Raw genomic sequence first — 22,087 nt, forward strand, 5'->3', positions numbered from 1 at the left:
GTTTAACCTTTAAACAACAACATCATGAAAAATTTATTTGAACGCTTTTATCGGTTTATGTCTAACTTACTCTATGGAGGAAAAGGTACCGTGCATTATTAATGCAAACGGAAGTTTTTTAAAGTTGAGACATTATGTTGAAGTAAAATCCATCGTTAAAACAATTTTTTCGATGGATTTTATTTTTCGTGATAGTAGTTACTATTCAAAACTGTTTACGAATTCGGTAATGTCAAATGCATTTTTTACATCGTAATCGCCAATTTTAGTTCGGCGTAAAGCAGTTAAATGCGCGCCAGAATGTAATGCTTTTCCAAAATCAAAGGCTAACGACCGAATGTAAGTACCTTTGCTGCAAACGACTCTAAAATCGATTTCGGGCAACGCAATTCGGGTAATTTCAAATTCATGTATAGTCGTTTTCCTAGCGGCAATTTCAACTTCTTCGCCAGCACGGGCGTGTTCGTAAAGGCGTTTTCCGTCTTTTTTTATAGCCGAAAAAACAGGTGGTTTTTGATCAATTTCGCCTAAAAATTGCGAGACCGTTTCCTGAATTAAATTTACATCAATATGGGCAGTTGGGAAAGTGTGATCAATTTCGGTTTCCAAATCATACGACGGCGTAGTGGCTCCTATATAAAAAGTGCCCGTGTATTCTTTGGCTTGACCTTGAAGTTCTGAAATTCGTTTGGTAAATTTTCCCGTGCAAATTAACAATAAACCGGTAGCCAAAGGGTCTAACGTACCCGCATGTCCAATTTTGAACTTTTTTGGTAGTCCAACTTTGTTAATTAACGTGTATTTGAGTTTATTTACCGCCTGAAAGGAACTCCAGTGCAGGGGTTTGTCTATTAATAAAACCTGTCCTTCGAGGTATTCTTCGGGCGTGATCATTAGATGATAGTCAGTGGATGAATAAAAAAGTGAATAATCAGCAATAAGATTCCCACAATGATTCGGTAATAGCCAAAAACTTTGAAGCCATTTTTGGTTAAAAATCCAATGAAACTTTTAATAGCCAAAAGGGCCACAACAAAAGCTACAATATTTCCAATAATCAATAAATTAACTTGATCTTGAGACAATTCAAATCCGGCTTTGTAATAATCGTAACATTTTTTGGCGGTTGCGCCAAACATAGTCGGGACAGCTAAAAAGAACGAAAACTCGGCTGCTGTAGTGCGGCTTAATTTTTGCGACATTCCGCCGACTATCGAAGCACCACTTCTAGAAACGCCCGGAATCATAGCCAAACATTGAAAAAGGCCAATTTTGAATGCTTGTAAATACGTAATGGGTTTTTCAACGCCAAAGGAAGGTTTGTTGAACCAATCGTCTACTTTTAACAAAATGATACCGCCCAATAATAACGAAACAGCTACGGTAATAGGATTCTCTAACAATTGATCGATAACATCGCTTAATAACAGTCCTAAAACCACAGCTGGAATAAAAGCGACTAACAGTTTAAAATAAAAATCGAGGGTTTGAAAAAAACGTTTGAAGTACAAAACCAAAACCGATAAAATAGCGCCCAACTGAATGACAATGGTAAAAAGCTTGGTAAAATCATCTTGCGCAATGCCGTAAAAAGACGACGCAATAATCATGTGACCAGTTGAAGATACCGGTAAAAATTCGGTAATCCCTTCAATTATAGCAAGAACAATGGCTTGTAATGTATTCATAAATTAGTGATCAGTGATCAGTTTTTTTTAGTATTCAGTTTAGGAGCATATTCTGTCAACTTACAATTGCTTACTGATTACTTTTTTTCGGGTTTTTAAGAATAGCGTAAATAGTAATACCAAAACCAATTAAAACAGTAGTAGGTGCCAAACGAATTCTTCTAAAATTGAAGATATCTTCGTTGAAAACATTCGGATCATCACTACCGCCGCCCGACATCAGAATAAATCCAAATGCAATAACGGCAATTCCGATTAATAGAATTTTATAATTTACTTTATCAAAAAGAAATTCTTGTTTATTTACTTCTTTGTCGTTTTTCATTTTTATGGGTAAGGAATCTATTTAGCATTCCTTCATTTTGTTAATTTTTATTTGAGTCATAAATAGTTATCCGTTTCTAAAACGGAACACTTTTAACTGCTAACTGAATACTAATACAAATCGTCGGTACGTAAATTTAAGAAACGTTGTGTGGCAAAGTGGGTACTAAGCCAAGTAATTAAAATGCCGATTCCTAAAACACTAATAAGTACAAAGGCAATTAAAATTTTATCATCTAAAATACCCAAACTTGGGAAATTGGTGTTCACGTAAATTAAAAGCGCAATCAGGGCAATAATGGCCAATCCAGCGCCTAACATACCCAGTTTAACACTTCGCATCACAAACGGTTTACGAATAAACGCTTTGGTGGCGCCTACCATTTGCATGGTTTTAATGATAAAACGATTGGAATGAATGGATAATCGTAACGAACTGTTGATTAATAATACGGCAATTACAGTTAAAAATCCGCTGATGATTAATATCCAAAAACTGACTTTTTTGATGTTATCGTTTACCAAATTCACCAATTGTTTGTCGTATACAATATCCGAAATCATCTCGTTTTTACGCAAAGTTCGTTCAATTTTAACGATGCTGTCGCGTTCTACATAATCGGCTTTTAAATGAATATCATACGAATTTTGAAGTGGGTTTTCGCCTAAAAACGTCAAGAAATCTTCGCCAATAATATCGGTATGCAATTTGGCTGCTTCGTCTTTAGAAACATAAACGAATTTTTTTGCAAAAGGCATTTTTTTCAAATCGGTACCAAATGCTTTGATAATGCTATCATTGGCTTCGTTGTCAAAAAACACCGTCATGGCAATTTTTTCTTTAAAATCGTCGGCCAGTTTTTTCGAATTAATTACAAATAATCCCAAAACCCCCAATAAAAATAATACTAAAAATACACTGAGTACAACCGAAAAATAAGAGGAAATTAACCTGCGTTTTTGAAATTTATCAAAGTTAGATGCCATAGTTTGCTGTAATTATGGGGTAAAAATAATAAAGAATTTCTTTATATGCAGTTAATAATGTTCAAAGTTTTGACTTTAGTACCGAAACTAGCTTTTTGAGGTAAAATTCGTTGGTTTTGGATTAAAATCACCGCAGTTTATTCAAAATAGGATTGAAAGCTTTTGAAGAAACAGCAATTTTTTCACCTACTGCGAAAGTATTAATCTCTTCTTCCATAGCCACCACTTTTACTAGTTGATGGCCAATTAAAACCGAGACGATATAGAGGAAATGCTCTTTTTCGATTTTTAAGATCGTTCCCATAAATTGAAATTTGCCACTCGAAGTTTGAGTCGAAAATACGGCTGATGCACAACCATCTTGGGTTATTTGGCCCTTTTCTAGAACCAAAACCCGATTGGAAAGTTTGTAAATCTCGGCAATATCATGACTTACCAAAAGAGTGGTCAGCTGGTATTTTTGATGTGCTAATAAAAGGTAATCTTGCAATTTTAGGCGCATTTCGGTATCAATTGCCGACAAGGGTTCATCCAATAGCAAAAGTTCTGGACGACGAACTAACGCCCTTGCCAAAGCCACACGTTGTTGCTGTCCCCCCGATAATTGATGGGGTTTTTGATGCTCCAAACCCTTTAATTCCATGGTTTCTAACAATTCTGCTATGATGGCTTGGTCTTTTTTATTCTCCAAAGCAAAAAGTAAATTTTCCCGAACGCTCATATTCGGAAACAACGCATAATCCTGAAATACATACCCAATTTTGCGCTGCTGAGGGGGTAAATTCACATTAGATTCAGTATCCAACCAAACTTTATCGTTTACTTTTATATACCCTTTTTCGGGTTGTGTCAAACCAGCGAGCAGTTGCAACGTGGTGGTTTTTCCAGAACCCGACGCGCCATAAAGCGCCACAAAATCATGAGGAGCAACTTTATAATCGAGTTCTAAAGTCATGCTTCCCGCTGCGGATTGTAATGTTTTACTGGTTTTAATTTCGATCATGATAACGGACTTATTTTAGCGAATCGGTTTTTGAAACCGTACACCCCAATCAGAATTAAAAAAGAAAAAACCAAAAGTATAGAGGAATAAATGGCGGCAGTTTCATAATTCATAGCCGTAACTTCATCAAAAACAGCAATCGAAACAACTTTGGTTTCATTCGGAATACTGCCTCCCACCATTAAAACCACACCAAACTCGCCAATGGTATGTGCAAAGCTTAAAACGATAGCCGTAACCATGGCTGTTTTCATATTGGGCAACTGTACGTGTATTAGGGTTTGCCATTTGTTTTTGCCTAAAGTATAAGCGGCTTGACTTATATTTGGAGGTAACGATTGAAAACCGCTTTGTAAAGGTTGCACCATGAAAGGCAAACTGTACAAAACCGATGCAACAACCAATCCGGAAAAGGTAAAAACCAATCGAATATCAAAATAATTTTCTAGAAAATGGCCAAATGCATTTTCGGGACTAAAGGCAAGTAGCAGATAAAACCCCAAAACGGAGGGCGGTAAAACCAAAGGCAAACTGACTATAGCTTCGAGAATTATTTTCGATTTTGCTTTGCTGTACGCCAACCAATACGCCAAAGGCAAACCGACCAAAAACAAAAGGAAGGTGGTAGTTAATGCCAATTTTAGCGTTACATAAAGCGGTGCAAAATCAATCATGAGCTAAACTTATTTCGTTGGTTTTTATCAGTACTGTAATGATATCATTCTCTTGAATTTCGAGTTGGTCAAAAGCATTTCGAGTGATGACCGAAGTGATTTTAGAATCGCCAAAATGCAGCACTATTTTACAGAGTAATTTCCCTTTTTCAAAAGAACGAACCACACAGTCTATTTTGTTTTGCAGACTAATAATTCCAGAGATGTTTTTAGCCAAAATAACTTCGGTCTCTTTGAAAAGTACTTTTACACAATTGCCAACTTTAAGATAATTAGAAGTTTCAGGTGTGTCAATTACGATAGTGGTTAGCACAATATTTTGCACTTTTAGTTGTACCAAAGACAAAGAGCTGTCGGTAGTTATGTTGATGATATTTCCTAAAAGTGAGTTCATATTTACGCTTTTATTTTGCACGTAGATTTCGCAGATTCGCTAAATTTTATTTTAAATCTATTATTTCGTGTTTTGTGAATAGCCGAAATACGTTAAAATTTGAATTGCTTTTTCAGATGAAATATAATCATAAAATCGTTTTGCTGCCGCATTTTGTTTCCCATGTTTCAAAATGAGGCAACCTTGCTCTAACGGTTTGTGGCTTTCTTGCGGAATGACATAAAACTTGCCTTTTTCTTTTTTCATTGCGGGCGACAATGCGTCTGATAAAGCAATGATGCCAATATCAGCAGCGCCAAAAGCTACAAATTGTGCGGCTTGCGCAATATTTTCGCCGTATACCAAATTTGGTTTAAGTTTATCATAAAGTCTAAAATGTTTTAAACTTTCGATAGCTTTTGCTCCATAAGGTGCTGTTTTTGGATTTGCGATGGCAATTTTCTTGATTTTAGAATCAATTAAAGAGTTCATTTTGGCTTTGGTTGGATCAATTTTTTTACTCCAAACGGCCAATCTTCCTATAGCGTACATTTTTATGGGAGAAACGGAAATGCCGTTATTTTTCAATAATTTAGGGTAATTCATATCGGCCGAAAAAAACAAATCAAATGGTGCGCCGTTGCTAATTTGTTCGTAAAATTTTCCCGAAGCGCCATAAGTAATTTGAATGACATCCTTCGGGTATTGAATGCGATAAACTTTTGCCACCGAGTCCATAGCCGATTTTAAATTGGCCGCTACAACCACCGTGGCTTTTTCTTGCCCCACAACCAGAGAAGTTATCCAAAAGAAAGGGATTATATACAGAAATTTGGTTTTCATTTGTGGTTATTTTATTTTTTTGAACTAAACAATTCGGGTTTAAAAGTCACCATCACATAACTCCAAACTGGCGTTAATCCACTATCACCATTTTTTAAAACTTCCATACTTTTGGTTGGAGCCATGTACGAAAATCCAAAATCTACCATCGTGAATGAATTCCATTTGTAATGCAATGACAAATCGTTTTCAAACCCTAAATAGGAATTGACAGGTTTTAATGTATTGTCTAAGACTTTATTTTGCAAGTAAAACAAATGAAAATCGGAGCGAATCATTACTTTAGGACTCAATTCATACTCCATAATTAAATACGGATTTATTAAACCACCATTATGAACATCTGGAGGGAAAATAGTGAAATAATCCATATTTCCCATGAATTTCCAAGCCACACCGTACAATGGTACAAATGATTTTGAAATTTCGCTTGGATGAGTCGCATCGTCACCACTCATAATTTCGGCTCCTAAACGACTTGTTAGCTTTTTTAATTGATAACGCAATTCGGGTTGCAAATAAAAAGCTGAAATTTTGGAACTATTTTGTAATTGACCATATTGGTAATAACCGCTAAGTGTAGCGTAAAAACCATTTTTTTCAAACGCTATTCTTCCGCCAGAAGTTCCTCTAGTGTACAATGTTTTAGCGTTGGTTTTACTCTCGTAACTGTCGGCTGCGTTAATCGTTGTTAAAGTGAATTCTTCATTCAATTTAGCTTTCAAAAAATGCACATTCAATATTTTATAATTATTGAAAGTGGTAGGTGAATATGTTGTTTCAAAAAAACGTTCTGACATCTGACTAAAAGCGGAAATGAATTGCGATTCGATTTTTTCATTAGCAAAAATCAAATTAAGACCATCATGTGCTCGTCCGGGTTGACTCCAATTGGCAGCCGAGAAAATCCTACCGTTATCCAAATCTATTTTTTGTCGCCCAAGACGAATCCAAAGATTCTCATACAAAGCCGCATCTACAAAGGCTTCAAAAACATTTAATGAACCCGCTCCAGAAATCTGCCCGTATTGTCCCCAAAGGCGAATATCTTGAATGGAAGTGTGAAATTTAAATTTCGACTGCGCATAATCAATATTAATGCGACTGCGTTGCGACACAAAAAAAGCAGCATCAGTAGTATCATTTCGCAATTGATGGTAACCGTTTCGGTACTCCAATCGAGGCCTAAATTCTAAACCAATAGAAAAAAATTTGTTTTCATCCTGCACTTTTTTATCAAAATCCGATACTACCGACAAAGAATCAGCTTCACGTTGTGAAATTATTTTTTTTTCGATTAAAAGTTGGAGTAATTGATCCTGGTTTTGCGCCCAGTTGAGTTGACAGATAAAAAAGAACAGTATGGCAGTTATGAATTTTGATTTCATGGATTTTGGTCGCGATAGGGAGTAGGCTATAGATTAATTTTGTTTTGGTTTTTTGTGAAACGAGTGCAAACTTACGTTTAAAAAGAATGTATTGGCTTAAAATTTTAGTCGTTCCATTTCTGTTTCAGCAAAGGCTTTGATGCGTTTTTCTATTTCATAAAAAGTTTGAATAGCTTTTATACCCGCTTCGGTCAATCGCGCACCACCACCGCCTTTGCCTCCTAAAAGTTTTTCAACTAACGGACTTTCGGAACGTTCGTTCATTTCCTGAACCAATTGCCACGCCTGACGATACGCCATTTTCATTTCTTTGGCTGCATTGGTTATCGAACCTGTTTTTTGAATGTTTTCCAACAACCAAATTTTACCAATTCCTAAAAAAGGGCCTTGCGCTTCCTGAATCCAAACCCGAACTTCAACATGATATTTTTTTGCATCACTCATCATTATGTTTTTAAAAACACAGCGCTAAAATAAGTATTTTTACGTATATAATATGTAGCATTTTAGAAAAAATCATTGCTAATAAATTATTTTCATACCCCATACAATAAATGTAAATTTGCTGCTCATAATTAATTAGTGGAAAGCCTTAGAAACTTAGTCACTTAGAAACTTAGTCACTTTGAAATGAAATACAATCCGAACGAAATCGAAGCCAAATGGCAAAAATATTGGGCCGATAATAAAACTTTTGCAGCCGAAAACAATTCAGATAAACCAAAATATTATGTTTTGGATATGTTTCCTTACCCTTCGGGAGCGGGCTTGCACGTAGGGCATCCGCTGGGTTACATCGCTTCGGATGTGTATTCGCGTTTCAAAAGACATCAAGGGTTTAATGTATTACATCCAATGGGTTATGACAGTTTCGGATTGCCTGCAGAGCAATATGCGATTCAAACAGGTCAACGTCCAGAAGATACTACTCGTGTAAACATTGACGGAGGTTTTGATAAAGAAGGCAATCAAATTGCGGGTTACAGAAAACAATTGGATAAAATCGGATTCTCATTTGATTGGGACAGAGAAGTACGTACTTCGAATCCTGATTATTACAAACATACACAATGGATTTTCATTCAATTATTCAATTCTTGGTACAATAAAAATTCGGACAAAGCTGAGGATATTTCAACTTTAGTTGCTGTTTTCGAAAAAGAAGGAAATGCAACAGTAAATGCTGTTTGCGATGATAATATTGCGGCTTTTTCTGCTTCGGAATGGAATGCATTTTCTAAAGATGAACAGGAAAAAATCTTATTGCAATATCGTTTAACATATTTGGCAGAAACCGAAGTAAACTGGTGTCCAGGATTGGGAACGGTTTTGGCAAATGACGAAATCGTAAACGGTGTTTCTGAACGTGGTGGATTTCCAGTTGTTCGTAAAAAAATGACGCAATGGAGCATGCGAATTTCGGCTTATGCGGAGCGTTTATTACAAGGTTTAAATGATATTGATTGGAGTGAATCGATCAAAGAATCGCAAAGAAACTGGATTGGAAAATCGGTTGGTGCGATGGTTACTTTCAGCCTTGTGCCGTCAGCTCACAGCTCAGAGCCGAAAGCCATACAAGTTTTCACTACTCGTCCTGATACCATCTTCGGAGCAACTTTCATGACTTTGGCGCCAGAACACGAATTGGTGGCGCAAATTACAACTCCAGAACAAAAAGCGGAAGTGGAAGCCTATATCGAAAAAACAGCAAAACGTTCCGAAAGAGAGCGTATGGCAGATGTAAAAACCATTTCGGGAGTTTTCACAGGAGCCTATGCCGAGCATCCGTTTACCAAAGAACCAATTCCAGTTTGGATTGGAGATTATGTGTTGGCGGGTTACGGAACAGGCGCGGTTATGGCGGTTCCTTGTGGCGATGAAAGAGATTATGCTTTTGCGAATTTCTTTAAAGGACAAAACGGAATGCCGACTATCAAGAATATTTTTGATAAAGATATTTCAGAAGCTGCTTACGGAGCCAAAGAAGGTTTCCAATTAGTAGATTCGGATTTCTTAAACGGTTTGGATTATAAAAAAGGAACTCAAAAAGTAATTGAAGAATTAGAGAAAATCAACCAAGGTTTTGGTAAAGTAAACTACCGTTTACGTGATGCCGTTTTCTCTCGTCAGCGTTATTGGGGAGAGCCATTTCCAGTGTATTATGTAAATGGACTTCCAAAAATGATTGACGCACAACATTTGCCAATTATTTTGCCTGAAGTAGAAAAATATTTACCAACCGAGGACGGTTTGCCTCCGTTAGGAAACGCTTCTGTTTGGGCTTGGGATAGTGTGAACAATAAAGTTGTCAGTTCGAGCGCAGTCGATAACCAAACTATTTTTCCATTAGAATTGAATACCATGCCAGGTTGGGCAGGAAGTTCTTGGTATTGGATGCGTTATATGGATGCTAAAAATGACGGAGAATTTGCAAGCGAAGAAGCATTGAAATATTGGGAAAGCGTTGATTTATACATTGGTGGAAGCGAACACGCAACCGGTCACTTATTATATTCGCGTTTTTGGAATAAATTTTTGAAAGACAAAGGTTTTGCCCCAACCGAAGAGCCATTCAAAAAACTGATTAATCAGGGAATGATTTTGGGGACGAGTGCGTTTGTTTATAGATTGAATATAACAAGTGTTTCTGGTGGAAGAGATGGTTTTGGTAACGATACTGTTGGAGATGGTATTTATGGAAAATCATTTTTTGTAAGTTTAAAATATTATAAAGAATTTAATAGATTAAAGGATTTATATTATAGTTCTAAGGAATATTTTGATTTTATAAAAAATGGGGGTGATGTAAATTCTGAATTTAAAATTTCTTTAAAAAGAGGAAGAGAAGTTTTTGTCTTTAATGCTGAAAATGAAATATTAAAACAATTGTCAGATTTCTTATTTGATAAAACTACTTCTAGTACTTCAGAAATTACAATTTATGAACAATCATTTAATAAATTACATACTGATGTTTTTTTCGTAAATGCATCTGATGAATTAGATACAGATAAATTCAAAGCTTGGCGTGAAGATTATGCAAATGCTGAATTTATTTTAGAAAATGGAAAATACATTGTAGGCCGCGAAGTCGAAAAAATGTCAAAATCGAAATACAATGTAGTTACTCCGGATGCTATTTGTGCTGAATACGGAGCTGACACTTTGCGTTTATACGAAATGTTTTTAGGACCATTGGAACAAGCCAAACCTTGGAATACGGCCGGTATTTCGGGAGTTTTTGGTTTCCTTAAAAAATTATGGCGCTTGTATTTTGATGAAAATAATGGTTTAATTGTAAACAACGACGAACCAACCAAAGACAACTTAAAATCATTGCACAAAACCATCAAAAAAGTTACAGAAGACATCGAGAATTTCTCTTTCAACACTTCGGTTTCTCAGTTCATGATTTGTGTGAATGAGTTGTCTTCGCAAAATTGTCATTCAAGAGCGATTTTAGAGCCGTTGGCAATTGTGATTTCGCCTTATGCACCACATATTGCTGAGGAATTATGGCAGGCTTTAGGGAATACAACTTCAATTTCAGATGTAGCTTTCCCTATTTTTGATGAGAAACATTTGGTAGAATCGGAGAAAGAATACCCAGTTTCGTTTAACGGAAAAATGCGTTTCACTATCAAGTTACCTTTGGATTTGACAAAAGAGCAAATTGAAGAAATCGTGATGAAAGACGAAAGAACCCAAAAACAATTAGATGGTAGAACGCCAAATAAAGTGATAATCGTTCCAGGAAAAATCATCAATTTGGTAGGATAGTTTTTTAATTGTAAATGGTGAGTTATCAATGGTTATTGCTAATAATCTAGTAACTATTTTAATAATCCAAATTTCAGTAACATGGTGTTTATTGGAATTTGGATTTTTTTTGGGAATTATTTAACGAATGTCAAAATGATATTTATTGAAAATGGTTTGTAAATTGCTGTGTATTTGAAAATAGCAACAAAAAACAAAAAGATATGGGAAGTGGATATTTGATTTTAGCGGGCGCTATTATGCTCCTTAGCTGGCTGGTTAGTTCACGATTAAAAAGCAAGTTTGAGCATTACTCCAAACTGCACCTACAAAACAACATGAGCGGTGCCGAAATAGCTCAAAAAATGTTAAACGATAACGGGATTTATGATGTACGCGTGATTTCGACTCCAGGTCGTTTAACCGATCATTATAATCCCATTGATAAAACGGTTAACCTAAGTGAAGCAGTTTTTCACGAGCGTAATGCGGCGGCGGCGGCTGTAGCGGCTCACGAATGTGGGCATGCTGTGCAACATGCTGTAGGCTATCAATGGTTGACGATGCGTTCTAAATTGGTGCCTTTTGTAAACATCGCTTCTAGTTTTATGCAATGGATTTTATTGGCGGGAATCTTTTTAGTGAATACGTTTCCAGGATTGCTGTTATTCGGGATTATCTTGTTTTCGGCAACCACAATTTTCTCTATTGTAACTTTACCTGTAGAATACGATGCGAGTAATCGTGCTTTGGCTTGGTTAAAAAACAAAAACATGCTAAATCCTGCCGAGTATGCCGGAGCAGCAGATTCGCTAAAATGGGCGGCTAGAACTTATGTTGTAGCAGCCATCGGATCAATAGGAACCTTGTTGTATTACATTTCAATTTATATGGGAGGTAGAAGGGATTAAAAAATCCATTTAGCGAAATGAACCCAAACAAAAAAGCTGCAAGAAATTGCAGCTTTTTTTATGGAGTATTATTTTTTTATTTGGATTTGTTTACCTCGGCAACGTATTTTTCTAAAGCCATTGTCATAGAGGGTGTTCCTGGTGTTGGTGCCATAATGTCTACTCGTAAACCATGTTCTAAAGCCTCTTTTTGTGTAGTGCTTCCAAAAACAGCAATGCGAGTATTGTTTTGTTTGAAGTCTGGGAAGTTTTTGTACAAGGATTTAATTCCGGTTGGACTAAAAAAAGCCAAAACATCATAATAAACATCAGCCAAATCAGACAAGTCGCTCATTACAGTACGGTAAAAAGTGGCTTGTGTCCAATCTACTTTTAAACTATCTAATGTTATAGGAGCATCTGCATTTAATTGATCTGATGCGGGTAATAAAAACTTTTCGTCTTTGTATTTTTTGATTAGCGGAGATAAATCGGCAAAATCTTTCGCGCCCACATAAATTTTACGCTTGCGGTATACAACATATTTTTGAAGGTAAAAAGCAACAGCTTCTGATTGGCAAAAATATTTTAAAGTTTCAGGAATTTTATAACGCATTTCTTCGGCTACTCTAAAAAAATGATCAACCGAATTTCTACTGGTTAAAATGATGGCAGTAAAGTTGTTAAGGTCTATTTTTTGAAGACGAATTTCTTTGGCGCTAACTCCTTCAACATGGATAAAAGGTCTGAAATCAATTTTTATCTTATGCTTTTGTTGCAGCTCAAAGTATGGAGAATTTTCTACTTTAGGTTCTGGCTGCGATACCAAAATTGTTTTCACTTTCATATTATAATACTTTCTAAATATTTCCTTTTGTAAACAAATAATACATGAAATAATATGGGGCTATTTCAAGTGCGCAAAGATACAAAATAAAATAAAACAACTTGCCGATAATTACATTTTGATAGTTTTTAATCGAAATTATGTAAGATGCAATGCTAATTGTCAGGGCAACCCCCATAATTATTAGGGGTACACTTCTCGAAATGTCGTTATAATAGAACAAGATGGCATTAATGGGGAGGAGTAAAATTCCTATATATGTTCGGTAGGTGATTTTTTGAAGGTTAAATTGTTCCGAAAATTCTTCTATATTGAAGGAGGTGGCGATGATTTTTTCGACCAAATATTTCGAGCCAATAAAGAAAAACAAGAACGTAATGATTTGAATATAAAGCAACCAATCGGTTTTAGAAGCGTATCCAAAAAGGTTTAAGGTCAACAAAATGAAAAAAGCAAAGGAAATTACCTGAACTAAGAATAATCCGGCGGTAAAAAAAGTTCTAAGATGACTACTTTCGCGGTAAATTTTGGCGTATTTGTCTGAAAATAAGAGCTTCGAAAAATCATGAAAACGATTTTCGTACATCGATTTGGTTAGGGCAATTATCATAAAAGCAATCACGAACAAAACAGTTGCCCAGTCTTTGTTTTCGGTAATGCGTAATTGAAGTTCTTCCATCATAGTAGCGCAAAATTAGTAATTTTTTGTATCAAAGCTTTTATTATAACTTTATTATGAATCAAATGTTTTAAAAAGTTTATTTTTGCCTTGCAATTACTCCAAAATATGAATGATTCGGTAGTTATAATTCCAACCTACAACGAAATTGAAAACATAGAGCGTATTATCAGAGCGGTTTTGTCGCAGCACAAACCTTTTCACGTTTTAATAGTCGATGATAATTCGCCTGATCATACCGCTAAAAAAGTGGTGCAACTACAAGACGAATTTCAGGGGAGATTGTTTTTAGAAAACCGCACCAAAAAAGCAGGATTAGGTACGGCTTACGTGCATGGTTTTAAATGGGCCTTGCAACGTCATTATGATTTTATCTTTGAAATGGATGCCGATTTTTCGCACAATCCCAATGATTTAGAAAAGTTATACGATGCCTGTCATTTTGGAGGTGCCGACTTGGCTATTGGGTCGCGTTATGTTACCGGTGTAAATGTCGTAAACTGGCCATTAAGTAGGGTCTTGATGTCTTATTTTGCTTCGGTTTATGTAAAGTTTATAACCGGAATGCAAATTCACGATGCTACTGCCGGATTTGTGTGTTACAAACGCAAAGTGCTGGAAGTTATTGATTTGGATAAAATTAAATTTGTGGGCTATGCTTTTCAAATTGAAATGAAATACAGAACTTTTTGCAAAAAGTTTGAAATTGCCGAAGTGCCTATTATCTTTACCGATCGAACCAAAGGAGTTTCAAAAATGAGCAATGCCATTATAAAAGAAGCAATTTTTGGCGTAATTTCACTTCGAATTAAAAAAGTTTTCAATTCTTTATAATCAAAACCAATGAATAGGATATTAATTAAGAACGCTAAAATTGTAAATGAAGGAGTCATTTTTGAAGGAGATTTGCTAATTGAAGATGAGGTAATTGTTGAAATTTCAGAAAGCATTAGTGCCAAATCGTCGGAATGTACGATTATTGATGCAGAAGGAAATTATCTGATTCCAGGTGCTATTGACGACCAAGTGCATTTTAGAGAACCGGGTTTAACGCATAAAGGTGACATTGAAAGCGAATCCAAAGCGGCCGTTGCGGGCGGAATCACTTCGTTTATCGAGCAACCCAACACGGTTCCGAATGCGGTAACGCAAGAAATTTTAGAAGAAAAATACCAATTGGCTGCTCAAAAATCGTATGCCAATTATTCGTTTATGATGGGAGCCACCAACGATAACTTGGATGAGGTTTTAAAAACCAACCCGAAAAATGTAGCGGGAATCAAAATATTTTTAGGTTCTTCAACCGGGAATATGTTGGTGGATAATGAAGCTACTCTTGAAAAAATATTTTCGAGCACCGATATGTTAATTGCTGTTCACTGTGAAGACGAACAAACCATTAAAGATAATTTAGAAAAATACAAAGAAGAATACGGCGAAGACGTTCCGGTTACGGTGCATCATTTAATTCGAAGTGCCGAAGCCTGTTATTTGTCTTCTTCAAAAGCGATTGCCTTGGCACAACGAACAGGAGCACGTTTGCACATTTTTCATTTGTCAACTGCTCGCGAAATGGAATTGTTTACCAATAAAATTCCGTTAGAAGAAAAGAAAATTACTGCCGAGGTTTGTGTGCACCATTTGTGGTTTACAAACGAAGATTATGCTACAAAAGGTAATTTTATCAAATGGAATCCAGCGGTTAAAACAACCGAAGATCGCGATGCTTTATGGCAAGCTTTGTTAGACGATCGAATTGATGTTATTGCCACCGATCATGCGCCGCACACCAAAGAAGAAAAGAAACAAAAATACTTGCAAGCCCCTTCGGGAGGCCCTTTGGTACAACATGCCGTAGTGGCTATGTTTGAAGCGTATCACAAAGGGAAAATCAGCATTGAAAAAATTGTGGAGAAAATGGCGCATAATCCTGCTAAAATCTTCAAAATTGAAAAAAGAGGTTTTATTAAAGTGGGGTATTATGCCGATTTGGTTTTAATTAATACTGGAATGCCATGGGGTGTAAAACCCGAAAATATTTTGGCAAAATGCGGTTGGTCTCCTTTTGAAGGTTATACTTTTAAATCGAGAATAACCCATACTTTTGTAAACGGAAAGTTGGTTTATAATGCCTTTAAAGTAAAAGATATACGTGCCGGAAAACGCTTGTTGTTTGATAGATAATGGTTAAGATGCGGAATTTTATTATACTAGCTTTAGTACTAACGGCATTGGTAAGTTGCAAAGAGGAAGTGGTGTCTAAACCCGACAAACTCATTGACAAGGAAACCATGACCAATATTTTGTATGATATGGCCTTGTTAGAAGCAATTAAATATCAATATCCGTTTGTGGTCGACTCTAACGAAGTTAATGCGCCCAAGTACATCTACAAAAAATACAAAATTGATAGTTTGCAATTTGCGCAAAATAACTTGTATTATGCTTCGCATTTTAATGAATATAAAGAAATGTTTGCTGAAATTGAAAGCAGAATAAAAGAGCAAGATTCGGTATTGACCAAAAAAATAAGCAAAAAAAACAAATCCAATCCTAAAACCACATCCGAACCTACTACAGAAAAAGTGACAGAAAGTGTAATTATACCTAAAAAAGTAGATGTGGATTCGGTAAAACGCAGTATTCGCCAAAATCGCGAAAAATTACCTTCTATTGAATAACGTTCGTTTGAATGTAATTCGTAACGTTTGTAAAAGTATAATCCAATCGCGTTTTTATCTTCTCATTTGAGAAGGTGTTTTTAGAAGAAGAAGCCTTAGCAGTAGCCTTACTTATTTGGCGTTTTTTATTTAAAATCTTCGAAAGCAACCAATCAATTCGCCAAATAATATTCATTAAACTAGGATCTGCATGTATGCGAGGTTTTTTTACCTTTAACGCAGAGGCAATTGCATCAAAAATAGTTTTAAAAGGGTAGTTGTTTTCAATTAATGTAAAACGTTCGTTTTTAATTTCGCTATTCATTAGCATTATGGCAATATTGGCCACATCATCAACGACCACGCAACCTGTACTTCCCATAGTGTAAAATGAAAGCCCTTTGGCTACTTTATGGTAAATTCCAGCGCTTCCATCTGTAATTGTTTTGATAAAAGGGCCGAAAATCAATCCGGGATTTACGACCACAACATCAAGACCTTCTTGTTGTCCGCGCCAAACTTCCATTTCGGCTCCGTATTTTGAAATGGCATAATCCGAATGCGGTTTTTCGGGATTCCATTCGGTTGTTTCAGAAATGGTGTTTTCGTGTGGGGCTTTATCACCTAAGGCAGCAATAGAGCTAATGTAGCATAATTTGTTGACGTTTTTAGACAAGCAAAAATTTACAATGTTTGCAGTGCCTTCAATGTTGGTTTTTCGAATTTGTTCTTCGTCCTGCGGATCATACGAAATAAAAGCAGCACAATGATAAACCAAATCCACATTTTCAAAGGCTATTTCTAACAACGGAATGTCTAAAATATCGGCTTCGAGCCAATCTATTTGGGTAAAAAGTGCGCTTTTTTGGTAATAATCAAAATAGGCTCTGGTTTTATCAATTGAGGAAGTAGTTCGGTAAATGGCACGTACGCGGTTGCCTTTTTCAATCAATTGCAAGGCGATGTGTGCGCCCACTAAACCGGTAGCTCCTGTAATTAATATCATTTCGTAAAGATAAGCAGTTTGATGGATTTTTAAAGGGATAGATTTTCAAATTATGCAATTAAAACTATCTTTGTGCAAATTAAAAAAAAATGAAGAATTTAGTTGCAGAATTACAGTGGAGAGGACTTGTTCATGACATGATGCCTGGAACCGAGGAACAACTTTTAAAAGAAATGACACCCACCTATATTGGGTTTGATCCTACTTCAGATTCTTTGCATATTGGAAGTTTAGTGCCTATCATATTATTGGTTCATCTTAAAAATTTCGGACACAAACCCATTGCTTTAGTGGGTGGTGCTACCGGGATGATTGGAGACCCGTCTGGTAAATCAGATGAAAGAAACTTGTTGGACGAAGCGACTTTAAATAAAAACGTAGAAGGAATTAAAGGGGTTTTATCGCGTTTCTTGGATTTTAATTCAACAGAAGTTAATGCGCCTGTTTTGGTAAACAATTACGATTGGATGAAAGCTTTTTCGTTCATTGATTTTGCGCGCGAGGTAGGAAAACGCATCACGGTAAATTATATGATGGCCAAAGATTCGGTAAAAAAACGTATTGCTGGAGAAGGAGAAGGGATGTCGTTTACCGAGTTTACGTACCAATTAATTCAAGGTTACGATTTTTATCATTTGCACAAAAATTACAATTGTTTGTTGCAAATGGGTGGCTCAGATCAATGGGGAAATATTACTACAGGAACCGAATTGGTTCGTCGAATGAATGTAGGGGAAGAAGCCAAAGCCTACGCCATGACTTGTCCGTTAATTACCAAAGCGGATGGTTCTAAATTTGGGAAATCAGAAGGGGGGAATGTTTGGTTAACTGCTGATAAAACTTCGGTTTATAAATTTTACCAGTTTTGGGTCAATACCACCGATGTTGATGCTGAAAAATACATCAAAATTTTCACCTTTTTAGACCAACAAACCATTGAAGATTTAATTGCCGAACACCATCAAGCGCCTCATTTAAGAGTGTTGCAAAAGCGTTTGGCCGAAGAATTAACTGTTTTTGTTCACAGTAAATCCGAATTGGAAAAAGCAATTCAAGCTTCGAATATTTTATTTGGGAATTCCAATGCAGCCGATTTAAAACAATTGGATTCGGCTACTTTTTTAGAGGTTTTTGACGGTGTGCCGCAGGCCGAAATTGCCAAATCTGATTTGGAAAACGGATTGGATATTGTTTCCGTTTTAAATGAAAAAACAGGCTTTTTTAAATCGAATGGCGAGGCTAGGCGAGGCTTAACTGCAAATTCAATTTCGGTAAACCGTGAAAAAGTAAAAGAAGATTTTGTGCTAACACCAAACGATTTAATTAATAATGAATTTGTGTTGTTACAAAGCGGAAAGAAAAATTATTTTGTAGTGAGGGTTGTGTAAGCTATTTTAAACTGAATTATTAAGAGAGACGTATTTTTGTACGTCTTTTTTTTATTCCTTAAAGTTTATTTCAGCTTTGTTAGAATAATAATAGCCTTCAAGGAAATTGGGGTCTTTCAAAAAGGTATTAAGTTCTTCTGTTGTTAACCTGTCGGCAAATTCTTTTTTCAATAAAATTAATTCTATTTGAAGGGTGTAAAATAAGTTTTCTTCCAAGTAGTACTCTAAATCATCGGTTTTTGTATAGCGATTTTTATTCCAATAAATTTTCTGTTTAAATTCTTTCTTTTCTCTTGGTTTTAAGACTAAAATGGAACTAAGTATGTCTTTATTTTTCTTTTTCCAAAAATATAAAGAATCATTTTCCCATTTTTTAAGGTTTGATTTAATAGAATCTTTGTTCATAAAATCATCTCTAATCGTTTCTTTTCTGTCTTTTGATTGGTAAGATTTTCTCCTCGATTTGATTACTTGTGAAGCATCAATTGGATTTTCATTTTGAAAAAGGCGGTAAGTAGTGGCATATGACATAGAACTACTAATACTAGGAAGAAACTTATTGGGATTTAAAAAAAAAGAAACTTCCTTTTCGGTTAAATTTTTTATATGATAACTTATTGTGAATTCTCTATCTAAAAATTCAGATGAATCTTTTGATGTTATGGAATCAATTTTTATTTCTAGAACGTTGTTTTGTGCAGAAAGCGAGAAAACAACTAATAGTAAAAAGTAATGAAATCGCATATAAAGGGAGTTGACTTTTAGTTGCGAATTAAGTGAAAAATTTTTATAAAACCATCAAATTACAACCTCGAATATCCGAATGATCAAAACGTCCCAATACCTCGAAAGAGTTGTTGGGATATTTTTTGCCCAAATCCTGCGTAGCAATAAAAGAACACGAATTGATATTTGATAAATCGATCACGTTAATTCCGCCTGTTTTTCCAAAACCGACATAAGTCAAAGCATCTTCAGGATCACGCATTAAAACCTGCATCCACGAAGGGCATTCAAATAAGCCATCGCCAAAAGAGTAGGCTTGGGCAAGCAACTCGGTCATGCCGTATTCGGAATGAATTGAAGAAACGCCAAAACCAGTACACAAGAGTTGATGCAATTCTTCGCGAATCATTTCTTTACGTTTGCCTTTCATACCGCCCGTTTCCATGATGATGGTGTTTTTTAGTTGAAAAGGATGCTTTTCGATTAAATCCAATAAAGCATAAGTTACACCAATTAAAATCACATTCTGACCAGAGGCATCTAGTTCGGTTAGTTTTTTTATCAGTTCGTCGTGATTGTGCAAATAAAAACCGCTGTTTTCGTTGTGGGTAAGTGCAATTAAATCTTCGACCATATAAATCAAAGAAGAGCCTTCGCGCTCCAAATAAGACGGAAGTAAAGCTAGGACAACATAATCCTCGATATTACCGTAAAACTGTTTAAAAGCGTTGCGGTAGCTCTCTTCGTATAAGCTGACATCGGTAACCAAATGTTTGCTGGTAATCATGCCAGTGGTGCCACTACTAGTAAATGTGGTTTCGATAGGATTTTGATTGGAAACAACCGAATGACTTTTGAAAAACTGAATGGGTAAAAAGGGTATTTTTTCAATAGTTTTTACCTCTTGCGGATTGGTTTTTAAAAAGTCACAAAACTCCCGATACACCAAATTGTTTTCGTATTGGTAACGAAATACTTTAAGAGCTATTTTAGCAAATTCTTTTGGAGAGGAAATGGTAAAAATATCGGCAGCAGTCACAATTTTTTTAAGCAAAGGTACTAACTATTTTATAAAAAAAAACCTCTCAATAACGGGAGGTTTGCGTTGTATTTTTAGCGTACGATTAACTTTCGGGTTGCCGTAGCGTTTTGTTCGTTGATTTTAATGATGTACACGCCAGGAGGTAAAGAAGAGAGGTTGAGTTCTTTGGAACTGATTTGCGTATGCAAGACCATTTTGCCTAACACATCAAAAATAGTAATTTCTTTCTCCAAATCGTTTTTAGAACTAATATACACTTTTCCATTTGTCACGGGATTTGGATATACACTCAGTCCTTCAATAACCGTGGCGGCTTGTGGTTTGGATTGCGCTTTAACTTCTTGAATAGTACTACTCAGGAAAAAGAAAAAAGCCAATAAAAAAGTAGTATAAAAGTAGTTTTTTGCCATCGCATCAATTTGGTATGGGTAAAAATACAAAAAAATGTTTTTGCTTTAACAAAGAAAACACCCTAAAATGCTTAGGGTGTTTTTACTATGCTATTATGTAGCTTGATTTTATAATCCTGTAGTCCAACCAGCAGTCCAAGTAGGAACCCCTGAACCGTTTCCTGCTCCAGTAGCTGTAGTAGATTCAGTGAATAATTTAGAAATATCAGGAGTTACTCCTGTTACTGGAGTTGTAGCTGTAGCTTTTGATTTAACAGTTACATCTTCAAATTTAACATTAGTAGCTAACAAATCTTTTCCAACATAACTAATACCTTCATCGTGTTGAACATCAAATCCAGTTTTCCAACCTTTTAAAACTACGTTGTCAAATTTACCTTTAGTACCCACTCTCAATTTAATAGCCTGAGCCTCACCACTAGTATCGTTAACTCCAGCTCCAATTAAAGTAAGGTTTTTGATATTAGGAAAAGAAATTGGTGCAACTAAGTGGTTGTTTGAATTGTTATCTGCTTCGATACCTCTGTTACCAGCATTAGTTCTGATTCCGTACCAGCTATCACCGTTACCAACCCATCCTTCAGTCCAGTCAAATAAATCATCACCTACGTTAGCCAATTTGTTAGAAACTACTAAGTGTTTTGCATCCACTGTTCCTCCAAACCATTCGAAACCATCATCAGAACTTTCAAAAACTTGTACATAATCTATAGAAGTTCCTTTTCCAACTCCAAATAATGAAAGTCCGTTAAACTCTTTATCTGAACTATAGGCAAAACCTGGATATTCAATTCTTAAATATTTAATAGAACCTGAATTATCGTTAGCATCTGTTCCACCATAAGTTAAAGCAGAAACCTCAGCAGAAGCTGTAACACCTTTATTAATAGGTGCTTTTCCGCACAATACTAATCCTCCCCAAGCTCCTGGTTTTTTCTCAGCAGAAGTCATTACTACTGGGCTTGAAGCTGTTCCTTGAACATCAATTTGACCACCTTGAGCTACAGCAATATATCTAACTTCTTCAATTTTATTAGGATCTAATAAAGTTGCCTCAATAATTACACCTGGTTTGATAGTTAATTTAGCTGAACTATTAACAATCAATTTTCCGTTAAGTTTGTAAGTTCCAGACTCCAAAACTACTTCTCCACTTTTAATCTCACCTTGAAGATTATCTCTCACTACTACGAAATCAGATTTTGGTCCTTCGTTGTTGTTGTTGTCATCGCTAGAACAAGATGTTGTTAAAGTTACAAGCGATAAAGCTGCTAAACCTAAAATTGTTGAAACTGTTTTTTTCATTTCTTTTTTTAATTGTTTTGTGTTTGTGTTTGTGCAAAGATTAAAACTTAAGTTCGCTTTGACGTTAAGCCGTTGTGATGTGTTTGTTATGAGTA

The 22,087-nt window shown here is 35.7% G+C and carries 23 protein-coding genes; 6 read left to right on the plus strand and 17 right to left on the minus strand.

Translation table 11 applies throughout. The annotated features are described in order from the left end of the window. Positions 1-201: 201 nt before the first annotated feature. From truB to I5M07_RS14615, 10 genes are all read right to left on the minus strand, one after another. Positions 202-891, minus strand: a complete 690-nt coding sequence (gene truB, locus I5M07_RS14570; protein ID WP_200107259.1) for a tRNA pseudouridine(55) synthase TruB — start codon at positions 889-891, stop codon at positions 202-204. A 2-nt stretch (positions 892-893) separates the two neighbouring features. Continuing rightward, positions 894-1,688, minus strand: coding sequence for an undecaprenyl-diphosphate phosphatase (locus I5M07_RS14575; RefSeq protein ID WP_200107182.1), 795 nt, complete (start codon positions 1,686-1,688; stop codon positions 894-896). 70 nt (positions 1,689-1,758) lie between these two features. Further along, entirely contained in the window at positions 1,759-2,013 is a 255-nt protein-coding gene (locus tag I5M07_RS14580) for a DUF3098 domain-containing protein (protein ID WP_200107183.1), read from the minus strand. Positions 2,014-2,123: 110 nt separating this feature from the next. Next, positions 2,124-2,999: a cell division protein FtsX gene (locus I5M07_RS14585; RefSeq protein WP_200107184.1), complete on the minus strand. Its 876-nt coding sequence runs from the start codon at positions 2,997-2,999 to the stop codon at positions 2,124-2,126. Between the two features lie 127 nt (positions 3,000-3,126). Next, positions 3,127-4,002 (minus strand): ATP-binding cassette domain-containing protein, encoded by an 876-nt coding sequence (locus I5M07_RS14590; protein ID WP_200107185.1) that lies wholly within the window; start codon positions 4,000-4,002, stop codon positions 3,127-3,129. Then, a complete protein-coding gene (modB, locus tag I5M07_RS14595; RefSeq protein ID WP_200107186.1) occupies positions 3,999-4,676 on the minus strand; it encodes a molybdate ABC transporter permease subunit in 678 nt (225 codons plus the stop codon). Before modB ends, I5M07_RS14590 begins: the two co-directional genes overlap by 4 nt. After that, positions 4,669-5,070: a TOBE domain-containing protein gene (locus I5M07_RS14600; RefSeq protein WP_200107187.1), complete on the minus strand. Its 402-nt coding sequence runs from the start codon at positions 5,068-5,070 to the stop codon at positions 4,669-4,671. The genes modB and I5M07_RS14600 overlap by 8 nt, the downstream gene beginning before the upstream one ends. A gap of 60 nt (positions 5,071-5,130) precedes the next feature. Further along, positions 5,131-5,892, minus strand: coding sequence for a molybdate ABC transporter substrate-binding protein (modA, locus tag I5M07_RS14605; RefSeq protein WP_200107188.1), 762 nt, complete (start codon positions 5,890-5,892; stop codon positions 5,131-5,133). Positions 5,893-5,903: 11 nt separating this feature from the next. Further along, on the minus strand, positions 5,904-7,280 hold the full coding sequence (locus I5M07_RS14610; RefSeq protein WP_200107189.1) for an alginate export family protein: 1,377 nt from the start codon (positions 7,278-7,280) through the stop codon (positions 5,904-5,906). Between the two features lie 96 nt (positions 7,281-7,376). After that, positions 7,377-7,724 (minus strand): winged helix-turn-helix domain-containing protein, encoded by a 348-nt coding sequence (locus tag I5M07_RS14615; RefSeq protein ID WP_200107190.1) that lies wholly within the window; start codon positions 7,722-7,724, stop codon positions 7,377-7,379. A 186-nt stretch (positions 7,725-7,910) separates the two neighbouring features. On the opposite strand from I5M07_RS14615, the gene I5M07_RS14620 reads away from it, so the two are divergent. Beyond that, positions 7,911-11,060 carry a leucine--tRNA ligase gene (locus I5M07_RS14620; protein ID WP_200107191.1) on the plus strand — a complete coding sequence of 1,050 codons (3,150 nt, stop codon included), beginning with the start codon at positions 7,911-7,913 and terminating at the stop codon, positions 11,058-11,060. A 203-nt stretch (positions 11,061-11,263) separates the two neighbouring features. Further along, positions 11,264-11,950, plus strand: a complete 687-nt coding sequence (locus I5M07_RS14625) for a zinc metallopeptidase (protein ID WP_200107192.1) — start codon at positions 11,264-11,266, stop codon at positions 11,948-11,950. A 76-nt stretch (positions 11,951-12,026) separates the two neighbouring features. On the opposite strand, the gene I5M07_RS14630 is transcribed toward I5M07_RS14625, so the two are convergent. Continuing rightward, a complete protein-coding gene (locus I5M07_RS14630) occupies positions 12,027-12,776 on the minus strand; it encodes a uroporphyrinogen-III synthase (protein WP_200107193.1) in 750 nt (249 codons plus the stop codon). A 13-nt stretch (positions 12,777-12,789) separates the two neighbouring features. Further along, on the minus strand, positions 12,790-13,458 hold the full coding sequence (locus tag I5M07_RS14635; RefSeq protein ID WP_200107194.1) for a DUF4271 domain-containing protein: 669 nt from the start codon (positions 13,456-13,458) through the stop codon (positions 12,790-12,792). 105 nt (positions 13,459-13,563) lie between these two features. Between I5M07_RS14635 and I5M07_RS14640 the strand changes: the two genes are divergently transcribed. Genes I5M07_RS14640 through I5M07_RS14650 form a run of 3 tightly spaced genes read left to right on the plus strand, consistent with a single transcriptional unit; the run spans position 13,564 to position 16,136 of the window. Beyond that, on the plus strand, positions 13,564-14,289 hold the full coding sequence (locus tag I5M07_RS14640; RefSeq protein ID WP_200107195.1) for a polyprenol monophosphomannose synthase: 726 nt from the start codon (positions 13,564-13,566) through the stop codon (positions 14,287-14,289). Positions 14,290-14,298: 9 nt separating this feature from the next. After that, the gene (locus tag I5M07_RS14645) at positions 14,299-15,639 is read left to right on the plus strand and encodes a dihydroorotase (protein WP_200107196.1); all 1,341 of its coding nucleotides are present in this window, start codon (positions 14,299-14,301) and stop codon (positions 15,637-15,639) included. Between the two features lie 8 nt (positions 15,640-15,647). Further along, positions 15,648-16,136: a DUF4296 domain-containing protein gene (locus tag I5M07_RS14650; protein ID WP_233622077.1), complete on the plus strand. Its 489-nt coding sequence runs from the start codon at positions 15,648-15,650 to the stop codon at positions 16,134-16,136. Here I5M07_RS14650 and I5M07_RS14655 read toward each other — a convergent pair. Further along, positions 16,126-17,121 carry an NAD-dependent epimerase/dehydratase family protein gene (locus I5M07_RS14655; protein WP_200107197.1) on the minus strand — a complete coding sequence of 332 codons (996 nt, stop codon included), beginning with the start codon at positions 17,119-17,121 and terminating at the stop codon, positions 16,126-16,128. The genes I5M07_RS14650 and I5M07_RS14655 overlap by 11 nt on opposite strands. A gap of 89 nt (positions 17,122-17,210) precedes the next feature. Here I5M07_RS14655 and tyrS point away from each other — a divergent pair, with 89 nt between their 5' ends. Beyond that, entirely contained in the window at positions 17,211-18,509 is a 1,299-nt protein-coding gene (gene tyrS / locus I5M07_RS14660; protein ID WP_200107198.1) for a tyrosine--tRNA ligase, read from the plus strand. Between the two features lie 51 nt (positions 18,510-18,560). On the opposite strand, the gene I5M07_RS14665 is transcribed toward tyrS, so the two are convergent. The 4 genes from I5M07_RS14665 to I5M07_RS14680 all read right to left on the minus strand — a co-directional run bounded on the left by I5M07_RS14665 (position 18,561) and on the right by I5M07_RS14680 (position 21,992). Further along, entirely contained in the window at positions 18,561-19,253 is a 693-nt protein-coding gene (locus I5M07_RS14665; protein ID WP_200107199.1) for a hypothetical protein, read from the minus strand. 43 nt (positions 19,254-19,296) lie between these two features. Next, the gene (locus tag I5M07_RS14670; protein WP_200107261.1) at positions 19,297-20,277 is read right to left on the minus strand and encodes a LuxE/PaaK family acyltransferase; all 981 of its coding nucleotides are present in this window, start codon (positions 20,275-20,277) and stop codon (positions 19,297-19,299) included. A 71-nt stretch (positions 20,278-20,348) separates the two neighbouring features. Continuing rightward, the gene (locus I5M07_RS14675; RefSeq protein ID WP_200107200.1) at positions 20,349-20,687 is read right to left on the minus strand and encodes a T9SS type A sorting domain-containing protein; all 339 of its coding nucleotides are present in this window, start codon (positions 20,685-20,687) and stop codon (positions 20,349-20,351) included. Positions 20,688-20,795: 108 nt separating this feature from the next. Continuing rightward, positions 20,796-21,992 carry a hypothetical protein gene (locus I5M07_RS14680; protein WP_200107201.1) on the minus strand — a complete coding sequence of 399 codons (1,197 nt, stop codon included), beginning with the start codon at positions 21,990-21,992 and terminating at the stop codon, positions 20,796-20,798. Positions 21,993-22,087: the final 95 nt, after the last annotated feature.

The organism is Flavobacterium agrisoli, from assembly GCF_016522065.1.
Classification (GTDB): domain Bacteria; phylum Bacteroidota; class Bacteroidia; order Flavobacteriales; family Flavobacteriaceae; genus Flavobacterium; species Flavobacterium agrisoli.